Here is a 15,827-nt window from a genome sequence, read left to right as displayed (position 1 = left end):
AGCCAAGTCTTATGTGAATTCCTGTCCTTTTCATTGCTTGATAGCGGTGAGATTGCCTGAATCAAGGCGATTCTATGGAGATAAAATACCGTCATTCTCTAAATGTATCTATTTTAAGCTGTTTTTCCGGTGAGGGTTCAAGACGATTTCCTTACAGCCGATAACTTAATCAAACAATAAGACAGTCCGCTGTAATGCTAACGCTTTGTAATCTTAACCATTTGCACATAACCGGAAAAAACCGATGTTAAAAAAGATTACCATTAAGAATGGGCTTATTGCTCAACTAAGCCTTATGTCATTGATTTTATTAATTGTCAGTATTATTGGCATCAATTCAATTCAGGAGAGTTCGCGCTCGTTGCAAATAATAAATCAGATCCAAGGGGAGGAACTGGGATCGTTGTCCAATAGCTTTAATGCCACACTAAGTGCCAGAACTGAGGCCGCACTAGCCATTCATCAATTAGAAATAGGGCTGATTGATGAGTCATTACAGACAGCAAAGCAGGCTGAAGGATCACTGGCACTATCGCAAAAAGAAATGGCGCGTTTTGTCAGTGCGGTATCTGACCGGGGAGATGGACAGGAACTGGCAACTAATATCCAAAAAAGTTATAAAAATTATGTTGATAAGGGCGTAGTGCCCATGCTGAAGGCCATCAAGGCAGGTTATGCAGACGAATATTATGACGTGTTGGAAAAGAGTATTACGGATATCAGCAAAGCCTTTAATGATGATGTTGCAGCTTTTCGTAGTTATGCACTGAATGCGGGCCAACTGCAAATTGATAAAGCCAACGGCGATGCCAACATCAAATTAGGCATCATTGTAGCGGCAGGGCTACTCACTTTGATCTCCGCTGTGTTGGCATGGTTTGCGCTGAAATACATCATCTTGCGGCCACTGGAGCAATCAATTCACCAACTTGAATATATCGCTGATGGTGATTTAACGCATAGCATCAACAGTGAGGGCAATACGGAATTGGCCCGATTGGCAAAAGCTTTACAAACCATGCAGCAATCGCTGGTGGCGTCTGTCAGTCAGGTACGAGGCGTGGGCGGGCAAATTGGCGTTGGTTCACGGGAATTAGCTGCGGGTAATAGCCATTTGGCTGCACGAACGGAAGAGTCGGCCTCTTCACTGGAGCAAACGGCAGCCAGTATGGAGCAGTTGACTGCGACGGTAAAAATGAATGCTGAAAACTCGGATCAGGCGAATCGTCTGGCGATGAGTGTGTCAGACATTGCCAATAAAGGGAGTGAGGCTGTCAGTCATGTGATGGATAAAATGCAGGCTATCACCACCAGTTCACGGCGAATTTCGGACATTATTGCGGTGATTGACGGTATTGCATTTCAGACTAATATTCTGGCGCTAAATGCGGCGGTCGAAGCGGCTAGAGCTGGTGAGCAGGGGCGTGGTTTTGCCGTGGTAGCCGGCGAAGTCCGTAATCTGGCGCAACGCAGTGCGCAGTCAGCAAAAGAGATAAAAGACCTGATTGTTGAATCACAAACTCGGGTACGGGAAGGGGCGGATATGGCTGAATCTGCGGGGCAAACCATGGATGAAATTGCCCGTGAAGTTAGCCGGGTAACAGCATTGATGCGCGAAATATCAGCGGCTACTTATGAGCAAAGTAGTGGAATAGAGCAAGTGAATGTGGCTATTGCTCAAATGGATCAAGTTGCCCAGCAAAATACGGCCTTGGTTGAACAGGCCGCCGCAGCCACACACTCATTAGAAGAGCAAGCTGATGCATTATCAGCCAGTATGGCGGTATTTAAATTACAGGGAGATAATTTGGCGATAATGGCATAAAAAAAACAGCGGCTTAGGAACCGCTGCTCTCTGATATACATCAAGCCACCAATAGGTGGCTTTTTACATTATTTCCGACAATTATTTAGCGTCTTCATCTGGGAATTTGGCAATAAAGCCTTCCGCGTCTTCAACCATGGATTTTGTTCCCACGAAGAAAGGTGCGCGCTGGTGCAGTTTTTCCGGCACGATGTCCAGAATGCGATTAACCCCATCAGTTGCTTTACCCCCAGCTTGCTCTGCCAAGAACGCCATCGGGTTGCATTCATACAGCAAACGCAGTTTCCCTTGTGGATGGCTGGCGGTGCTTGGGTAAATATAGATACCGCCTTTCAATAGGTTGCGATGGAAGTCCGCGACCAATGAGCCAATATAGCGCGAAGTATAAGGGCGCTTGGTGGCTTCATCTTGCTCTTGGCAATATTTGATATATTTCTTCACACCCAGAGGGAATTTAATGTAGTTCCCTTCGTTGATGGAATACATGCAACCGGTTGCGGGGTAGCGAACTCTTTCGTGGGATAAACAGAAAACACCCAACGATGGATCGTAAGTAAAGGCATGAACACCGTAGCCTGTGGTATAGACCAACATAGTGGAAGAGCCATAAACCACATAACCTGCCGCAACTTGCTTAGTGCCCGGTTGCAGGAAGTCAGCTTCGGTAATAGGAGTACCAAATGGGGTAATACGGCGATAGATAGAGAAAATAGTACCGACGGACACATTCACGTCAATATTTGAAGAGCCATCCAGCGGATCCATCAGAACCACATATTTGGCATTTTCTGCTCGCCCACCATCAAAGATAACAATGTCGTCTTCTTCTTCGGAGGCAATACCAGCGACTTCGCCACGGGCTTTGAGGGCTGCTTTTAATTTTTCATTGGCAAACAGATCCAGTTTCATCTGGTCTTCGCCTTGAATATTAGAAACACCGCTCGCACCTAAAATATCAACCAGACCTGCTTTATTGATATCGCGATGGATGATTTTTGCGCCGAGTTTGATTGCTGAAAGTAATGCAGTTAATTCGCCGGTGGCGTGAGAGAAGTCCAGCTGTTTCTCAACGATGAATTCGCCTAACGTTTTCATGACACAATCCCTGAATCTACGGTTAAATATCGATTTATTAACGAACAACTCACCTAATGGCAGCAGTGTAGCCCAAAGGTGAGAATGATTCATAGGCAATTCCATTTCTTCTCTTTGATTCTGAGCGGTAGAATGGCTGTAAATTCGAAGCTTATTAATACGGAAAATTTATGCGCATTCACATATTAGGTATCTGCGGCACTTTTATGGGCGGCCTGGCAATGCTTGCCCGCTCATTAGGTCATGAAGTGACGGGGTCGGATGCTAACGTATATCCCCCGATGAGCACGCTACTGGAGAATCAAGGGATCGACTTGATCCAGGGATATGATCCTGCGCAACTGAATCCAGCCCCAGATTTAGTCATCATCGGCAATGCCATGACCCGTGGTAATCCGTGTGTTGAGGCGGTATTAGAGCAAGGCATTCCTTATGTTTCTGGCCCGCAATGGTTACATGACCATGTGTTGCCAGAGCGCTGGGTATTAGCTGTCGCTGGAACCCACGGTAAAACTACCACTGCCGGAATGGTGGCCTGGATACTAGAAGCTTGCGGTTATGAGCCAGGTTTTGTGATTGGTGGAGTACCGGGGAATTTCGACGTCTCAGCCCGTTTAGGCAATAGCCCTTTCTTTGTGATTGAAGCTGATGAATATGATTGCGCCTTCTTTGATAAGCGCTCTAAATTTGTTCACTACAACCCAAGAACACTTATCATGAATAACCTTGAGTTCGATCATGCTGATATCTTTGACGATCTTAAGGCTATCCAGAAACAATTCCACCATTTGGTTCGCATCGTCCCGGGAAAGGGCAAAATCATTGTCCCGGATAATGATAACCATCTAAAGCAAGTGATGGCGATGGGATGCTGGAGTGAGCAAGAATTCGTCGGCGAAACGGGCAGTTGGTTCGCACGTAAAGTATCGACTGACGCGAGTGTCTTTGAAGTGCTGCTCGATAATGAATTAGTGGGTGAAGTGAGTTGGTCATTGGTGGGCGAACATAATATGCACAATGGCTTGATGGCGATTGCTGCTGCTCGCCATGTGGGAGTTTTACCTGCCGATGCATGTAAAGCTTTGGGCCAGTTTATTAATGCCCGCCGCCGGCTGGAATTACGTGGTGAAGCCCACGGTGTCACGGTTTATGATGATTTTGCTCATCATCCAACGGCGATCCTTGCCACGCTGGCTGCGCTGCGCAGCAAAGTGGGGGGGACGGCACGTATTTTGGCGGTACTGGAACCTCGCTCTAATACCATGAAATTAGGGCTATGCAAAAACGAGCTAGCACCGTCATTAGGCCGTGCGGATGAAGTGTTCCTGTTCCAGCCGCAACACATTCCTTGGCAAGTGGTGGAAGTGGCGGAAGCCTGTATTCAGCCTGCACATTGGAGCGCTGATATTGATACATTAGTTGATATGGTTGTGAAGACGGCCCAACCAGGAGATCACATTCTGGTGATGAGTAACGGTGGTTTTGGTGGTATTCACGATAAATTACTGAGTGCTCTGAGTAAAAAAGCCGAGCAGGATGCTCTACCTCAGGATTAAGCAGGATAAAAAAATCCCCCGCAGAGCGGGGGTAAAAGGGTTCGTCGGATAGACGACGAGGGATTATTCTGTTGTGGTACTGACTCCGCTCAGTGGTTTCATCAATACCTTGTTTCAATCAATACTCTATTCAATATCCTGAAAATGAATCTTTCAACCGATTGAATAAACCATTAAGTGCGAAAGTATGCCCCTTTGCGTGGGGCATTTACTTTCAGACTTATTACTTAATCTTATTTATAAATCTTCGCAGTGGCGTGCCAGTTATTTTCATCACGCGCTTCAATCACTTTGTAAGCTTTTGCACCCATAGCATCGGCTTTATCAGACAGTGCCTGACGGATATCAGATGGTGCACCGTTAATGCCGCTAACGGTAATTGTGTCCATTGGCTGTAAGTTAGCTGCTTGATTGTCATTGATTGAATCAGCTGCAAAAACACCAAATGACAGTGCAGATAGAATGCTCATTGTTGCGATTGTAGTTTTAACTTTCATTTTATTGCCTCTATTTATTCTTTTATCACTTCAAAGGAAGTGTGATGTACATCACGAAAATGAGTATACATCTAGTAACTGAGAATATTAATAGCGGGCTAATAATATTTAACGTCACTTTATCGTGGGTGACTATTTTTTAAGAACGAAATGGAATAAAAAATGGTTAAAAAACAACAAGTTTTCGTAAAAATATAAGTTTTTCAATAAGATAAGTGTTTTTGACTAAAAGTGCGAAATAAAGTGGTGACTTTGACCATGAATGGAGAATAGAGAGTGTTATTGAATGGTTTTAAAAACAATAAGCAGTGATATACCCTGATTGAATGGAGCGTTATGGCGGATAAAAGGGCAATCGAAAGAGAATGCGGCATAGTTAGCCGCATCTATTATCAGTATCAGAGATTAAAGCTCTTGTTCAAATAGCTCGAGAATCGCCTTATGCAGCAGTTCAGCGGTAAAACCTCTGGCCGGCGTGGTGAAAATAGTATCGTCACCAGCAATACTGCCCAGAATACCTTCTGCTTTACCTAATGAATCCAACAAGCGGGCGATCAGTTGTGCAGCACCGGGGCTGGTTTTAATCACTACAACCGAGTCGTTATAATCGACATCTAATACCAGATTCTTCAGCGGGCTACTGGTTGTCGGGACGCCCAGTTCTGCAGGTAAGCAATAAACCATTTCCATTTTTGCATTACGCGTTCTGACCGCGCCAAACTTAGTCAACATGCGTGACACTTTGGATTGGTTAATATTTTCAAAGCCTTCTTCCTGCAAGGCCAAAACGATCTCACCTTGAGAACTGAATTTCTCTTCTTTCAATAACGCTTTAAACGCCTTGATAAGATCTTCTTGTTTTGCGGGATTACGCATTTTTTATGCCCTGAGCAGTCAATAGTGAATAGGATTATTATGCATATAAATGAATTTTTATTCAACATGACTATGGAGTATTGGCGATAAAAGCATTGATATCAAGGTGTGAAGGAATTTTAACATCATCTTGCTGTTACGATTATGCTAAATCGGCCCTTATTCGTATTCGGTGCGAGTAAACAGAATGTTATTAAAATGATGTTGTTCTGATGTAACAGAAGGGTGTAATGTAACCGCCGATTAACCTGTCATGAATACTTCAGTAAATTTTAGAATAATGTGCGCTATATCATTAATGAATAAGCGATTTAATCTAAAATACATGATCATTATGCGCCTTTTTGATGCGTGATATCTCAATCTGACTGTTAATAGATTGTGTTTAAAATCGCAATAAATTATGGTGCGTAAATAGATGAATTCACGGCAAATTTAAATTAAATATAATAAGGAGTATAGGATGAAAGTTGCAGTTCTCGGTGCCGCTGGTGGTATCGGCCAGGCCCTCGCTCTTCTACTCAAGACCCAGCTTCCTTCAGGTTCAGACCTTTCATTATATGATATCGCGCCAGTGACTCCAGGTGTCGCGGTTGATCTGAGCCATATCCCGACGGCTGTTAATATTAAAGGCTTCAGCGGCGAAGATGCTACTCCAGCACTGCAAGGCGCAGATATTGTTCTGATTTCGGCGGGTGTTGCACGTAAACCCGGCATGGATCGTTCAGACCTGTTCAATGTGAATGCGGGTATTGTTCGCAACCTGGTTGAGCAAATCGCACGCACTTGCCCGAAAGCATTAATCGGGATTATTACCAACCCCGTTAATACAACGGTTGCTATTGCGGCAGAAGTGCTGAAAAAAGCCGGCGTTTACGATAAAAATAAATTATTTGGTATTACCACGCTGGATACCATTCGTTCGAACACCTTTGTTGCTGAATTGAAAGGTAAGCAACCGCAGGACATCGAAGTCCCGGTGATTGGCGGCCACTCAGGCGTGACTATCTTGCCATTACTGTCACAAATTCCAGGTATCAGCTTCACTGAGCAAGAAGTTGCTGATCTGACTAAGCGCATTCAGAACGCAGGAACTGAAGTCGTAGAAGCAAAAGCCGGTGGCGGATCAGCGACTCTGTCTATGGGGCAAGCTGCAGCACGTTTCGGTCTTTCTTTAGTGCGTGCTCTGCAAGGCGAAAGTAATGTTGTTGAATGCTCTTACGTTGAAGGCGATGGCAAGTATGCCCGCTTCTTTGCTCAACCTATTCTGTTGGGTAAAAACGGCGTTGCTGAACGTAAAGACATTGGCAAACTGAGTGCTTTTGAACAGCAGGCACTGGACAGCATGCTTGATGTGTTACATAACGATATCAAGTTGGGCGAAGAGTTCGTCAAATAACATCGAAATTCTTATCACTTGATAGAGTAGTGAGTTTTGCTCACCTGAATCACTAAACAACGCCGGTGATTCAGGTGTTTTATTGTTAGCCCGATGACTGAGTATAGATAGTCATAACAGAGAGTATCGTCATTACGGAGAGCTACTGTCGCCTCTTAAATGACATCATCAACCGCCGACGATACTCTTCGGCGGTTTTTTTATACCGTGACATTGACCTGCCGTATCCGTATTTTTCGGTCAAGAAGCGCTCCTGTTTTGGGGTCAAAATAGCGTGTCGGCCAGATCTCGGATGGATGAATGTCCAGACACTCTGCAATCAGCCATTCTCCTTTTGGCCAAGGGCGAGTCAATGCATTGGCAAGTGTGGATGAGCTTAAACCCGCCTTTCGAGAGAGCGCTGCCAAAGTCGTGTCTTTTTTACGTAGCGCAGCAATGATGTCGGCTGGATGCCAATCAGATTTCCTTAAAATCATCTTTAATCCTTTTTTTTTCTAAGCGGCTGACGTGTTAGTGATATAAATAACGGTACATTGTTAATCGTACTGTGAACATAAAGTAATCATTTAGAAGCATAGTAACATTTATTTTCTGAAAAATTTTAAATGTTTTCTAAATATTCCTTTTTTGTGTCGCAACGCATATTAGGAAGCAACGCCATGAAAAAAGAGTGGTTTGCCGCTAAGGAACTGGCAGGTCTTGATGGGTTACCGTCATCACCACAAGGAGTAAACCTCATGGCTAAACGTGAGGGATGGGAACAGCGCCGCCGCCGAGGTGTTCAGGGGAAGGCTGTTGAGTACCATATTGAGAGTTTACCTACCACCATACTGAATTCATTACAGTTAAGGGAAGATCCCGCCAAGTACACACCAACACGACAAGACCCGCTATCGCTGTGGGTGGAGGCGTATTATCGTTTTACAGAGGCTGAACGGGAGCAGGTAATTGCTTTTATTTTTCGCGAGGGAGCCAAAAGTCTGATAGAGCGACTGACGACGGAATCAAGTGAGTAAAAGCGAGGAATCGGCGCACAATATGCTTTGCTGAGACTCAAAAAGAAAACTCCGGCAGTGATGCCAGAGTTTCCATATAGTTTCTTAAAATGAGCGCTGTACTGCAATATGAGCTAATCCTTCCAAGGCTTGGCGATAATCACTTTCAGGTAGAATCTGTAGTGAAGCAATCGCCTTATCCGCCTCTTCCTCGGCACGCTGACGGGTATAGTCCAGTGAACCACACTGTTGCATTGTTAGTAATACAGGCTCAAGTAAATGGCGGCCATTGCCTTGCTCAATAGCCTGACGAATCATGGAGGCTTGCTCTGGAGTTCCATTATGCATTGCGTGCAGTAATGGAAGCGTCGGTTTGCCTTCGTTCAGGTCATCACCGGTATTTTTACCCAAAGTTGTGCCATCAGAGCTGTAATCCAGCAAGTCATCAATTAGCTGGAAAGCCGTACCCAGATAACGACCATAATTCTGTAATGCCAGTTCCTGCTCTTCACTGGCATCTGCTAATACAGCTGCTGATTGCGACGCGGCTTCAAATAAGCGCGCCGTTTTGCTGTAAATGACCTGCATGTAATTTTCTTCAGTGATATCCGGATTATTGCAGTTCATGAGCTGCAAAACTTCCCCTTCAGCAATCACGTTGGTGGCTGCGGACATCAAGGTCAGAACACGCAGTGATTCAAGGCTGGTCATCATCTGGAATGAGCGGGTATAGATGTAGTCACCCACCAACACGCTGGCCGCATTGCCAAATGCCGCATTGGCTGTCGCTTTACCCCGACGCATATCTGACTCATCGACAACATCATCATGTAGCAGAGTTGCGGTATGAATGAATTCAATCAATGCTGCGACCGTGATATGCTTGTCGCCCTGATAATTCAGCGCTCGGGCCACCAAAACAGCAATCATTGGACGGATTCGTTTTCCACCGCCACTGATAATGTAATGGCCCAGCTGATTGATAAGGACAACATCAGAGTTCAACTGGTCGAGGATAGTTGTGTTTACTGCCGCCATATCTGGCGCGGTTAACTCGATAATCTTTTCTAGGTTCATTGTTATATTCAGCTGTTTTTCTCTTTAACTGCGATGAGATTACCGCCCACATTATTACATGACGTTCCCTGAGACTATGATTGTACTTGAAAAATCCAGCAAATAAACGAGATGTAAGAAACTGTGCTTTTTTTCTTCTCTTGTGCTGATTATATACTTGTCATTCACAACATTTTTGCGTAGAATTCGCGCCCTATTGTGAATATTTATAGTGCGCTCTGGACTACAAAAGTGGAGTGCGCGGAAAGCGGAGTTTTATATGTACGCGGTTTTCCAAAGTGGTGGTAAACAACACCGAGTAAGCGAAGGTCAAACCATTCGCCTGGAAAAGCTGGACATCGCAACTGGTGAAACTGTTGAGTTTGACCAAGTTCTGATGATTGCTAACGGTGAAGAAATCAATATCGGCGCTCCTTTAGTCGATGGTGGCAAGATCAAGGCTGAAGTTATTGCTCACGGTCGTGGCGAGAAGATTAAGATTGTTAAATTCCGCCGTCGTAAGCACTACCGTAAGCAGCAAGGTCATCGTCAGTGGTTCACTGATGTTAAAATCACCGGCATCAGCGCTTAAGATTTAGGAGAGCGGATAAATGGCACATAAAAAGGCTGGTGGCTCGACTCGTAACGGTCGTGACTCCGAAAGTAAACGTCTTGGCGTAAAACGTTTTGGCGGCGAAGCAGTATTGGCAGGCAGCATCATCGTTCGTCAGCGTGGCACTAAGTTCCATGCAGGCATCAACGTAGGTTGCGGCAAAGACCATACTCTGTTTGCTTTGGCTGACGGTAAAGTCAAGTTCGAAGTTAAAGGCCCGAAAAACCGTAAATTTATCAGCATCGAAGCTGAATAAGTTTTTCGCGTCCTGTAAATAGATGTAAGCCCTGCAATTTCGTTGCGGGGCTTTTTACATTTCTGGGTTAACCCCCCTGGTAAAAAATGGATACGAAGCAGCAGGCTGGTTTAGGTATTTTCTTGGCACTAACCACTGCCGTATTCTGGGGTGCCTTGCCGATTGCAATGAAGCAAGTGCTCGAGGTCATGGAGCCTTATACCATTGTTTGGTATCGCTTCACGATGGCGGCTATCGGCTTGGGGATTATTCTGGCTTCGCGTCGTCAGTTGCCCTCACTTAAACTTTTTCGCCAACGTCGCTGGTTAATCTTACTGATTATTGCGACCTGTGGCTTGCTGGGGAATTTCATCTTCTTCAGCTCATCATTACAATATCTTAGTCCGACGACATCTCAGGTTATCGGGCAACTCTCGCCAGTTGGGATGATGGTTGCCAGTGTACTGATTTTAAAGGAGCGGATGCGCATCACCCAAGTTATTGGCGCGGGTATGCTGATTTGTGGGCTGCTGTTATTTTTTAACACCAGTTTGCATGAAATCTTTACCCGTCTGACTGATTACACTCTTGGTGTGGCATTGGGCGTCTGCGCAGCGGTTGTCTGGGTCAGTTATGGCGTCGCCCAGAAGGTGCTATTAAGGCGTATGGCATCGCAACAAATCTTATTATTGTTGTACACTTTATGTGCAATAGCATTGTTCCCACTAGCGAAGCCGGCCGTTATTTTTCAGCTAAATGGATGGCAGCTCGCTTGTTTACTGTTCTGTGGGGTTAACACCTTGGTTGGCTACGGTGCTTTGGCGGAAGCTATGGCACGTTGGCAGGCAGCGCAGGTTAGCGCACTCGTCACATTGACGCCGCTGTTTACCTTGTTTTTTTCAATTTTATTGGCGCTGGCCTGGCCAGATATGTTTGCCGCTCCTTCCCTCAACGTTGTGGGATACATCGGCGCATTCGTGGTAGTGGCAGGTGCAATGTTTTCCGCAATTGGGCACCGTTGGTGGCCACGTCGGACAGAAATAAACCAGGTTGCTCTGCAAAAGCAGCAGCCTGGTGAATGATTTACGGAGAAAGTAAATGAAGTTTGTAGATGAAGCTACGATTCTGGTTGTAGCCGGTGACGGTGGTAATGGTTGTGTCAGTTTCCGTCGCGAAAAATATATCCCTAATGGTGGTCCTGACGGTGGTGATGGTGGCGACGGCGGCGATATTTATCTGCTGGCTGATGAAAACCTCAACACATTGATCGACTATCGTTTTGTGAAATCTTTCCGTGCCGAACGTGGGCAGAACGGCCAGAGCCGTGACTGTACCGGGAGACGTGGTCAGGATATCACGATTAAAGTGCCTGTCGGCACTCGTGTGCTAGACCAAGGTACTGGCGAGATTCTGGGTGATATGACTCGCCACGGCCAGCGTTTGATGGTTGCGAAAGGGGGGTTCCACGGTTTAGGTAACACCCGTTTCAAATCTTCCGTCAACCGTGCTCCACGTCAGAAGACCATGGGGACTGAAGGCGAGACTCGTGATCTGACCTTAGAGTTGCTGCTGTTGGCTGATGTCGGAATGTTGGGGCTGCCTAATGCCGGCAAATCAACCTTTATCCGCGCAGTGTCTGCGGCGAAACCCAAAGTGGCTGATTATCCATTTACAACCCTGATCCCAAGCTTGGGTGTGGTACGTATGGATCACGAACAGAGCTTTGTGGTTGCCGATATTCCCGGCCTGATTGAAGGTGCTTCAGAAGGCGCTGGCTTGGGTATTCGCTTCCTGAAACATTTGGAACGTTGCCGCGTATTGTTGCATTTAGTGGATTTGGCGCCAATTGATGAATCTGATCCAGTTGAAAATGCCAAAATCATCATTAATGAATTGCAGCAATACAGCGAAAATCTTGCTGAGAAGCCACGCTGGCTTGTTTTCAACAAGATTGACCTAGTAGACCCAGAGGAAGCTGAAACCCGCGCTAAAGCCATCGTAGAAGCTCTGGGATGGGAAGATAAGTATTATATGATCTCGGCAGCAAATCGTGAGAACGTGAATGCGCTATGTTGGGATGTCATGAACTTCCTTAACTCACAACCGAAAGCGATGGCTATTGCTGAAAGCACGCCAGAAAAAGTTGAGTTCATGTGGGACGATTACCATCGTGAACAACTGGCTGAAGTAGAAGCCGAGGCAGAAGCGGAAGATGATGACGATTGGGATGAAGAAGACGATGACGGTGTAGAGTTCATCTACGAGCGTTAAGTCACCCGTTGTTAGTAAAATCTGATTTGAATAAGGGCTGCCATTCGTGGTGGCCCTTTTGTTTGATGAGCCACTCTTTTGAATAAGAGGCTGTTAGGTATGCGTTGTCGTCGGTATCCAACATTGTGCTATTAATCCTGCACGTTCGGGGCGGTTCTCCAGTGTTAGCCTACCCTGATGTAACTGGACAATACGGATAACAATGTTCAGTCCTAAGCCACTGCCTCCATAACGCTGGTCCATACGGCGAAATGCTTGGGTTAGTTCTCCCGCCTGTTCCTGCTTTATTCCTGGCCCTTCATCAATAACTTGCAGCACAGTACCTTGCATTTGTGTGGAGAGGTTGACTGAAATTTGGCTACCTACAGGGCTATAGCGGTGGGCATTTTCGACCAAATTGCGCAGCATCAAACGTAGTAATGTGGCATCACCCTGAGTTGATGCATGGGGAGGAAGTACCCACTGCAGAGTTTGCTGGCGAAGGGCGCACATTTCTTCAAGTTCTTCTTGTAACGGCTGCACTACATTTTCAATCCAGTCCAGTGTTTGATAAAGGCCGCTGGCAAAATTCTGCCCAGCTCTGGACAACATCAGCAATTGTTCAATGGTATGTATCAACAAATCAATGCGGCTAATCAGTTGCTTACTTTCGACAATGCCTTGCTGTTCCATTAGCTCAAGATGGAGCCGGATACCGGCAAGTGGCGTTCGCAGTTCATGTGCTGCATCGGCGGTAAACAGGCGTTCTTGTTGGATAGTGTTGGCCAGCCGAGATAACAGCTGATTGAGTGTTGAGGTGACGGAGACAATTTCTTGCATATCGCTGTTAACAACGACGGGAGTGAGGTTATCAGCCGAACGCTCTGCCAATTTTTGTTGTAGCTGGTCTAGCGGCCGGATAATCCAGCTGATCGCCCAGAAAGAGAGCAATAGGCTGATGGTCATCATGATAAGTGATGGTGCAAGCAATGAGGCAATGGCTTCTGCTATTTCAGTATCCACGCGCTCATTACGCACTTTTGCACTGAGTGTTTCATCGACCAAAAAACTGATTTGCTCTTGGCTTTCATGCCATAGCCAAAATGCGCTGATCAATTGGGTGGCCAGCAATATTAATGCCAGCATTAAAATGAGACGCCGCCTCATACTGATCATCATAGGGTTTCCAGTCGATAGCCTATACCACGTACTGTTCTGATACGATCTTTGCCCAATTTGCGCCGAAGATTATGGATATGCACTTCCAGCGTATTGGATCCGAGATCATCGTTCCAAGTGTAGAGATCTTGTTGCAGTGTTTCACGATTGACTGTTTGACCCGCCCGCATAATTAGCCGCGAGAGAATGGCAAATTCTTTAGGGGTCACTTCCAGCGGTTGATCCTGCAAACACACTTGCTGTGTTGATAGATTAAGACTCAGGTCATCTTGCCGCACCAGATTGTCACTCTGGCCTTGATAGCGGCGAATTAATGCTCGTACACGGGCTAGCAACTCAGCAAGTGCAAAAGGCTTTATCAGATAATCATCAGCACCGGCATCTAGCCCATCAACCCGGTCTTCAAGTGCATCACGGGCGGTAAGGATCAATACCGGTAGCGTGACATTTTGGCGGCGCCATTGGCGCAGCAATACGGCACCATCTTGATCAGGTAAACCGAGATCGAGGATAACCATGCTGTACTGACTGGTCAGCAATAAACTGTGCGCTTGCGCCGCAGTGCTTGCACAATCACAGGCATAGCCCCCGCTGGTCAGCGCCATAGCTATTCCTTGTTGCAACAGTTCATCGTCTTCAACAATCAGTAGTTTCATCGTTCTCAGTTATTCTGATAAATGTCTTTATACAGGCGGCTTTCGAAACGTACTAAAGGCGCCCGGCGATTTTTTTGATCCTCAGGCGGTACAGCGTAGCCTGATAAGAATTGGACAAATGCCATGCGTTGCCCACTGGCGGTGGTAATGAACCCAGCCAGATTATACACGCCTTGTAGTGCCCCGGTTTTAGCTGACACTTTGCCATTAACCCCCGCTTCATGTAGTCCACCACGATAACGTAATGTACCATCGTAGCCTGATAACGGCAGCATTGAGATAAAGTTAAGCTCTTGATCATGCTGCGCAATATACTGCAATGCCTGCATCATAGTGGCCGGGGAAATTAGGTTATGACGTGATAAACCTGAGCCATCGACAACAATGCTGTTCCCCAGATCAACCCCGGCTTTCTGACGTAGAACCTGACGCACAGCATCCGCACCTGCACGCCATGTTCCTGGCACCCCAAAACGTTGATGACCAATAGTCCTGAACACAGTATCGGCAATCATATTGTCAGATTTTTTCAGCATGATTTTCAGTAAGTCATGCAGCGGTGCCGATTGAGCTTGCGCTAATACATTTCCTGCGGCATTTGGTGTCGTTTGACGGCGTAAACTTCCATCAATTTGGATCTCTGCTTTCTTCAACTCATCTTTCAAAATAGCCCCGGCATAGCTGGCACCATTTTGTATAGCAAAAGCCAATGGTAGAGGTTCGCTACGCTGTGTTAAGCAACCGGTCAATGTAAACCGATTTAATTCACCGGGAACGACATCTAATTCGCAATATTGCGCGTCAGGTGAACCTTTGGCTAAGGTGCGAACTTCACTGAACATCTGCACTGGATAATAGGAGGCAACTCGGATAAATGCCATGTCACCAGGATTCGGCGCGCTGTAGAGAGAGACGGAAAAGCAGTTACGATCGACAATAGCTGCCGCCGGTGGCGCGCTGAAGCACTGTGTCATATCGTTCCATGGCCAACCAGGGGCTTTGTCATGACTGGCAAAAACTGACGTATCAATGATCAAATCGCCCGCTATTTGCTTTACACCTGCTTTTCTTAGTGTCGCTACCATATTACGCAACTGCTGGCGTGTTAAAGTGGGGTCGCCATCAAAACGTGCAATTAAATTGCCACGCAATACGCCATCGGTGATCGTACCGTGGCTTTCCAATGTGGTATTGAAACGAAAATCAGGACCAAGCTGTAGCAATGCGGCCAGCGCAGTCAGGACTTTTTGCGTACTGGCAGGTAAGGCCATTTGCTGGGCGTGATAGTCTATTACGGGGGTTGTAGCCCCGATTTTTTGTACAACTAACGCAAGATTTGCCCCATCAGGCAGATATTGTGTGTAATTCTCAACCTGAGCCGCATTGGCGTTAGATATGCTGATATTGAGAGCAAAAGCACAGGCCAATCCACTGACAATTCGTGAAAAATGCATAATTTCGGTATAACTGCTGAATAACGTGTTGCCATACTACGGTGCAACGAGGGCGAAAGTAAACGATGACCCTAAAGGAACTCTACGTTAAAATGCATATCAAAATGCAAAATTGATCCTGACTTGGGGTTTTGGCTCCGG

16 protein-coding genes are annotated in these 15,827 nt (G+C 46.1%); 8 read left to right on the top strand and 8 right to left on the bottom strand.

Annotated elements, in window-relative coordinates:
- Window positions 1-244: 244 nt before the first annotated feature.
- Window positions 245-1,825: a methyl-accepting chemotaxis protein gene (locus tag HUZ92_RS16985; protein WP_145580089.1), complete on the top strand. Its 1,581-nt coding sequence runs from the start codon at window positions 245-247 to the stop codon at window positions 1,823-1,825.
- A gap of 81 nt (window positions 1,826-1,906) precedes the next feature.
- On the opposite strand, the gene fbp is transcribed toward HUZ92_RS16985, so the two are convergent.
- Window positions 1,907-2,920 (bottom strand): class 1 fructose-bisphosphatase, encoded by a 1,014-nt coding sequence (fbp, locus tag HUZ92_RS16980; protein ID WP_050099820.1) that lies wholly within the window; start codon window positions 2,918-2,920, stop codon window positions 1,907-1,909.
- Window positions 2,921-3,090: 170 nt separating this feature from the next.
- Between fbp and mpl the strand changes: the two genes are divergently transcribed.
- Window positions 3,091-4,476, top strand: a complete 1,386-nt coding sequence (gene mpl, locus HUZ92_RS16975; RefSeq protein ID WP_050099822.1) for a UDP-N-acetylmuramate:L-alanyl-gamma-D-glutamyl-meso-diaminopimelate ligase — start codon at window positions 3,091-3,093, stop codon at window positions 4,474-4,476.
- Window positions 4,477-4,709: 233 nt separating this feature from the next.
- Here mpl and yhcN read toward each other — a convergent pair whose 3' ends face one another.
- Together yhcN and argR are read right to left on the bottom strand one after the other, a co-directional pair.
- Window positions 4,710-4,973 (bottom strand): peroxide/acid stress response protein YhcN, encoded by a 264-nt coding sequence (gene yhcN, locus HUZ92_RS16970; RefSeq protein ID WP_145580088.1) that lies wholly within the window; start codon window positions 4,971-4,973, stop codon window positions 4,710-4,712.
- Window positions 4,974-5,378: 405 nt separating this feature from the next.
- Window positions 5,379-5,849, bottom strand: a complete 471-nt coding sequence (gene argR / locus HUZ92_RS16965; RefSeq protein ID WP_050099826.1) for a transcriptional regulator ArgR — start codon at window positions 5,847-5,849, stop codon at window positions 5,379-5,381.
- A gap of 463 nt (window positions 5,850-6,312) precedes the next feature.
- On the opposite strand from argR, the gene mdh reads away from it, so the two are divergent.
- Window positions 6,313-7,248: a malate dehydrogenase gene (gene mdh, locus HUZ92_RS16960; RefSeq protein WP_004707044.1), complete on the top strand. Its 936-nt coding sequence runs from the start codon at window positions 6,313-6,315 to the stop codon at window positions 7,246-7,248.
- Between the two features lie 200 nt (window positions 7,249-7,448).
- Here mdh and HUZ92_RS16955 read toward each other — a convergent pair whose 3' ends face one another.
- Window positions 7,449-7,724: a helix-turn-helix domain-containing protein gene (locus HUZ92_RS16955; protein ID WP_050099828.1), complete on the bottom strand. Its 276-nt coding sequence runs from the start codon at window positions 7,722-7,724 to the stop codon at window positions 7,449-7,451.
- A 183-nt stretch (window positions 7,725-7,907) separates the two neighbouring features.
- On the opposite strand from HUZ92_RS16955, the gene HUZ92_RS16950 reads away from it, so the two are divergent.
- Window positions 7,908-8,264, top strand: a complete 357-nt coding sequence (locus HUZ92_RS16950) for a DNA-binding protein (protein ID WP_050099830.1) — start codon at window positions 7,908-7,910, stop codon at window positions 8,262-8,264.
- Between the two features lie 84 nt (window positions 8,265-8,348).
- Here HUZ92_RS16950 and ispB read toward each other — a convergent pair whose 3' ends face one another.
- Window positions 8,349-9,320, bottom strand: a complete 972-nt coding sequence (ispB, locus tag HUZ92_RS16945) for an octaprenyl diphosphate synthase (protein ID WP_145580087.1) — start codon at window positions 9,318-9,320, stop codon at window positions 8,349-8,351.
- Window positions 9,321-9,579: 259 nt separating this feature from the next.
- Here ispB and rplU point away from each other — a divergent pair, with 259 nt between their 5' ends.
- The 4 genes from rplU (at window position 9,580) to cgtA (ending at window position 12,418) form a co-directional block, all read left to right on the top strand.
- On the top strand, window positions 9,580-9,891 hold the full coding sequence (gene rplU, locus HUZ92_RS16940; protein WP_005186422.1) for a 50S ribosomal protein L21: 312 nt from the start codon (window positions 9,580-9,582) through the stop codon (window positions 9,889-9,891).
- Window positions 9,892-9,910: 19 nt separating this feature from the next.
- Window positions 9,911-10,168, top strand: a complete 258-nt coding sequence (gene rpmA, locus HUZ92_RS16935) for a 50S ribosomal protein L27 (protein ID WP_002210179.1) — start codon at window positions 9,911-9,913, stop codon at window positions 10,166-10,168.
- An 86-nt stretch (window positions 10,169-10,254) separates the two neighbouring features.
- Window positions 10,255-11,229, top strand: a complete 975-nt coding sequence (locus tag HUZ92_RS16930; protein ID WP_050099834.1) for a DMT family transporter — start codon at window positions 10,255-10,257, stop codon at window positions 11,227-11,229.
- Window positions 11,230-11,245: 16 nt separating this feature from the next.
- Window positions 11,246-12,418 carry an Obg family GTPase CgtA gene (gene cgtA, locus HUZ92_RS16925; RefSeq protein ID WP_050099836.1) on the top strand — a complete coding sequence of 391 codons (1,173 nt, stop codon included), beginning with the start codon at window positions 11,246-11,248 and terminating at the stop codon, window positions 12,416-12,418.
- A 93-nt stretch (window positions 12,419-12,511) separates the two neighbouring features.
- On the opposite strand, the gene pmrB is transcribed toward cgtA, so the two are convergent.
- The 3 genes from pmrB to dacB are packed head-to-tail and all read right to left on the bottom strand — an operon-like array spanning window position 12,512 to window position 15,686.
- Window positions 12,512-13,573, bottom strand: a complete 1,062-nt coding sequence (pmrB, locus tag HUZ92_RS16920; RefSeq protein WP_145580094.1) for a two-component system sensor histidine kinase PmrB — start codon at window positions 13,571-13,573, stop codon at window positions 12,512-12,514.
- Window positions 13,573-14,232, bottom strand: a complete 660-nt coding sequence (gene pmrA / locus HUZ92_RS16915; RefSeq protein ID WP_050099838.1) for a two-component system response regulator PmrA — start codon at window positions 14,230-14,232, stop codon at window positions 13,573-13,575. Before pmrA ends, pmrB begins: the two co-directional genes overlap by 1 nt.
- 5 nt (window positions 14,233-14,237) lie before the next feature.
- Window positions 14,238-15,686 carry a serine-type D-Ala-D-Ala carboxypeptidase gene (gene dacB, locus HUZ92_RS16910; RefSeq protein WP_145580086.1) on the bottom strand — a complete coding sequence of 483 codons (1,449 nt, stop codon included), beginning with the start codon at window positions 15,684-15,686 and terminating at the stop codon, window positions 14,238-14,240.
- Window positions 15,687-15,827: the final 141 nt, after the last annotated feature.

The organism is Yersinia vastinensis, assembly GCF_902726565.1.
GTDB lineage: Bacteria > Pseudomonadota > Gammaproteobacteria > Enterobacterales > Enterobacteriaceae > Yersinia > Yersinia vastinensis.
The sequence above is the reverse complement of the archived record's forward strand: the minus strand, read 5'-3'. Positions and strand labels throughout refer to the sequence as shown.

Excerpts from the sequence above, each read along its gene's own strand:
- rplU (WP_005186422.1), top strand. The coding sequence starts at position 9,580 with ATGTACGCGGTTTTCCAAAGTGGTGGTAAACAACACCGAGTAAGCGAA.
- HUZ92_RS16955 (WP_050099828.1), bottom strand. The coding sequence starts at position 7,724 with ATGATTTTAAGGAAATCTGATTGGCATCCAGCCGACATCATTGCTGCG.
- argR (WP_050099826.1), bottom strand. The coding sequence starts at position 5,849 with ATGCGTAATCCCGCAAAACAAGAAGATCTTATCAAGGCGTTTAAAGCG.
- yhcN (WP_145580088.1), bottom strand. The coding sequence starts at position 4,973 with ATGAAAGTTAAAACTACAATCGCAACAATGAGCATTCTATCTGCACTG.
- dacB (WP_145580086.1), bottom strand. The coding sequence starts at position 15,686 with ATGCATTTTTCACGAATTGTCAGTGGATTGGCCTGTGCTTTTGCTCTC.
- pmrA (WP_050099838.1), bottom strand. The coding sequence starts at position 14,232 with ATGAAACTACTGATTGTTGAAGACGATGAACTGTTGCAACAAGGAATA.
- pmrB (WP_145580094.1), bottom strand. The coding sequence starts at position 13,573 with ATGATCAGTATGAGGCGGCGTCTCATTTTAATGCTGGCATTAATATTG.
- rpmA (WP_002210179.1), top strand. The coding sequence starts at position 9,911 with ATGGCACATAAAAAGGCTGGTGGCTCGACTCGTAACGGTCGTGACTCC.
- HUZ92_RS16930 (WP_050099834.1), top strand. The coding sequence starts at position 10,255 with ATGGATACGAAGCAGCAGGCTGGTTTAGGTATTTTCTTGGCACTAACC.
- HUZ92_RS16950 (WP_050099830.1), top strand. The coding sequence starts at position 7,908 with ATGAAAAAAGAGTGGTTTGCCGCTAAGGAACTGGCAGGTCTTGATGGG.
- cgtA (WP_050099836.1), top strand. The coding sequence starts at position 11,246 with ATGAAGTTTGTAGATGAAGCTACGATTCTGGTTGTAGCCGGTGACGGT.
- HUZ92_RS16985 (WP_145580089.1), top strand. The coding sequence starts at position 245 with ATGTTAAAAAAGATTACCATTAAGAATGGGCTTATTGCTCAACTAAGC.
- mpl (WP_050099822.1), top strand. The coding sequence starts at position 3,091 with ATGCGCATTCACATATTAGGTATCTGCGGCACTTTTATGGGCGGCCTG.
- ispB (WP_145580087.1), bottom strand. The coding sequence starts at position 9,320 with ATGAACCTAGAAAAGATTATCGAGTTAACCGCGCCAGATATGGCGGCA.
- fbp (WP_050099820.1), bottom strand. The coding sequence starts at position 2,920 with ATGAAAACGTTAGGCGAATTCATCGTTGAGAAACAGCTGGACTTCTCT.
- mdh (WP_004707044.1), top strand. The coding sequence starts at position 6,313 with ATGAAAGTTGCAGTTCTCGGTGCCGCTGGTGGTATCGGCCAGGCCCTC.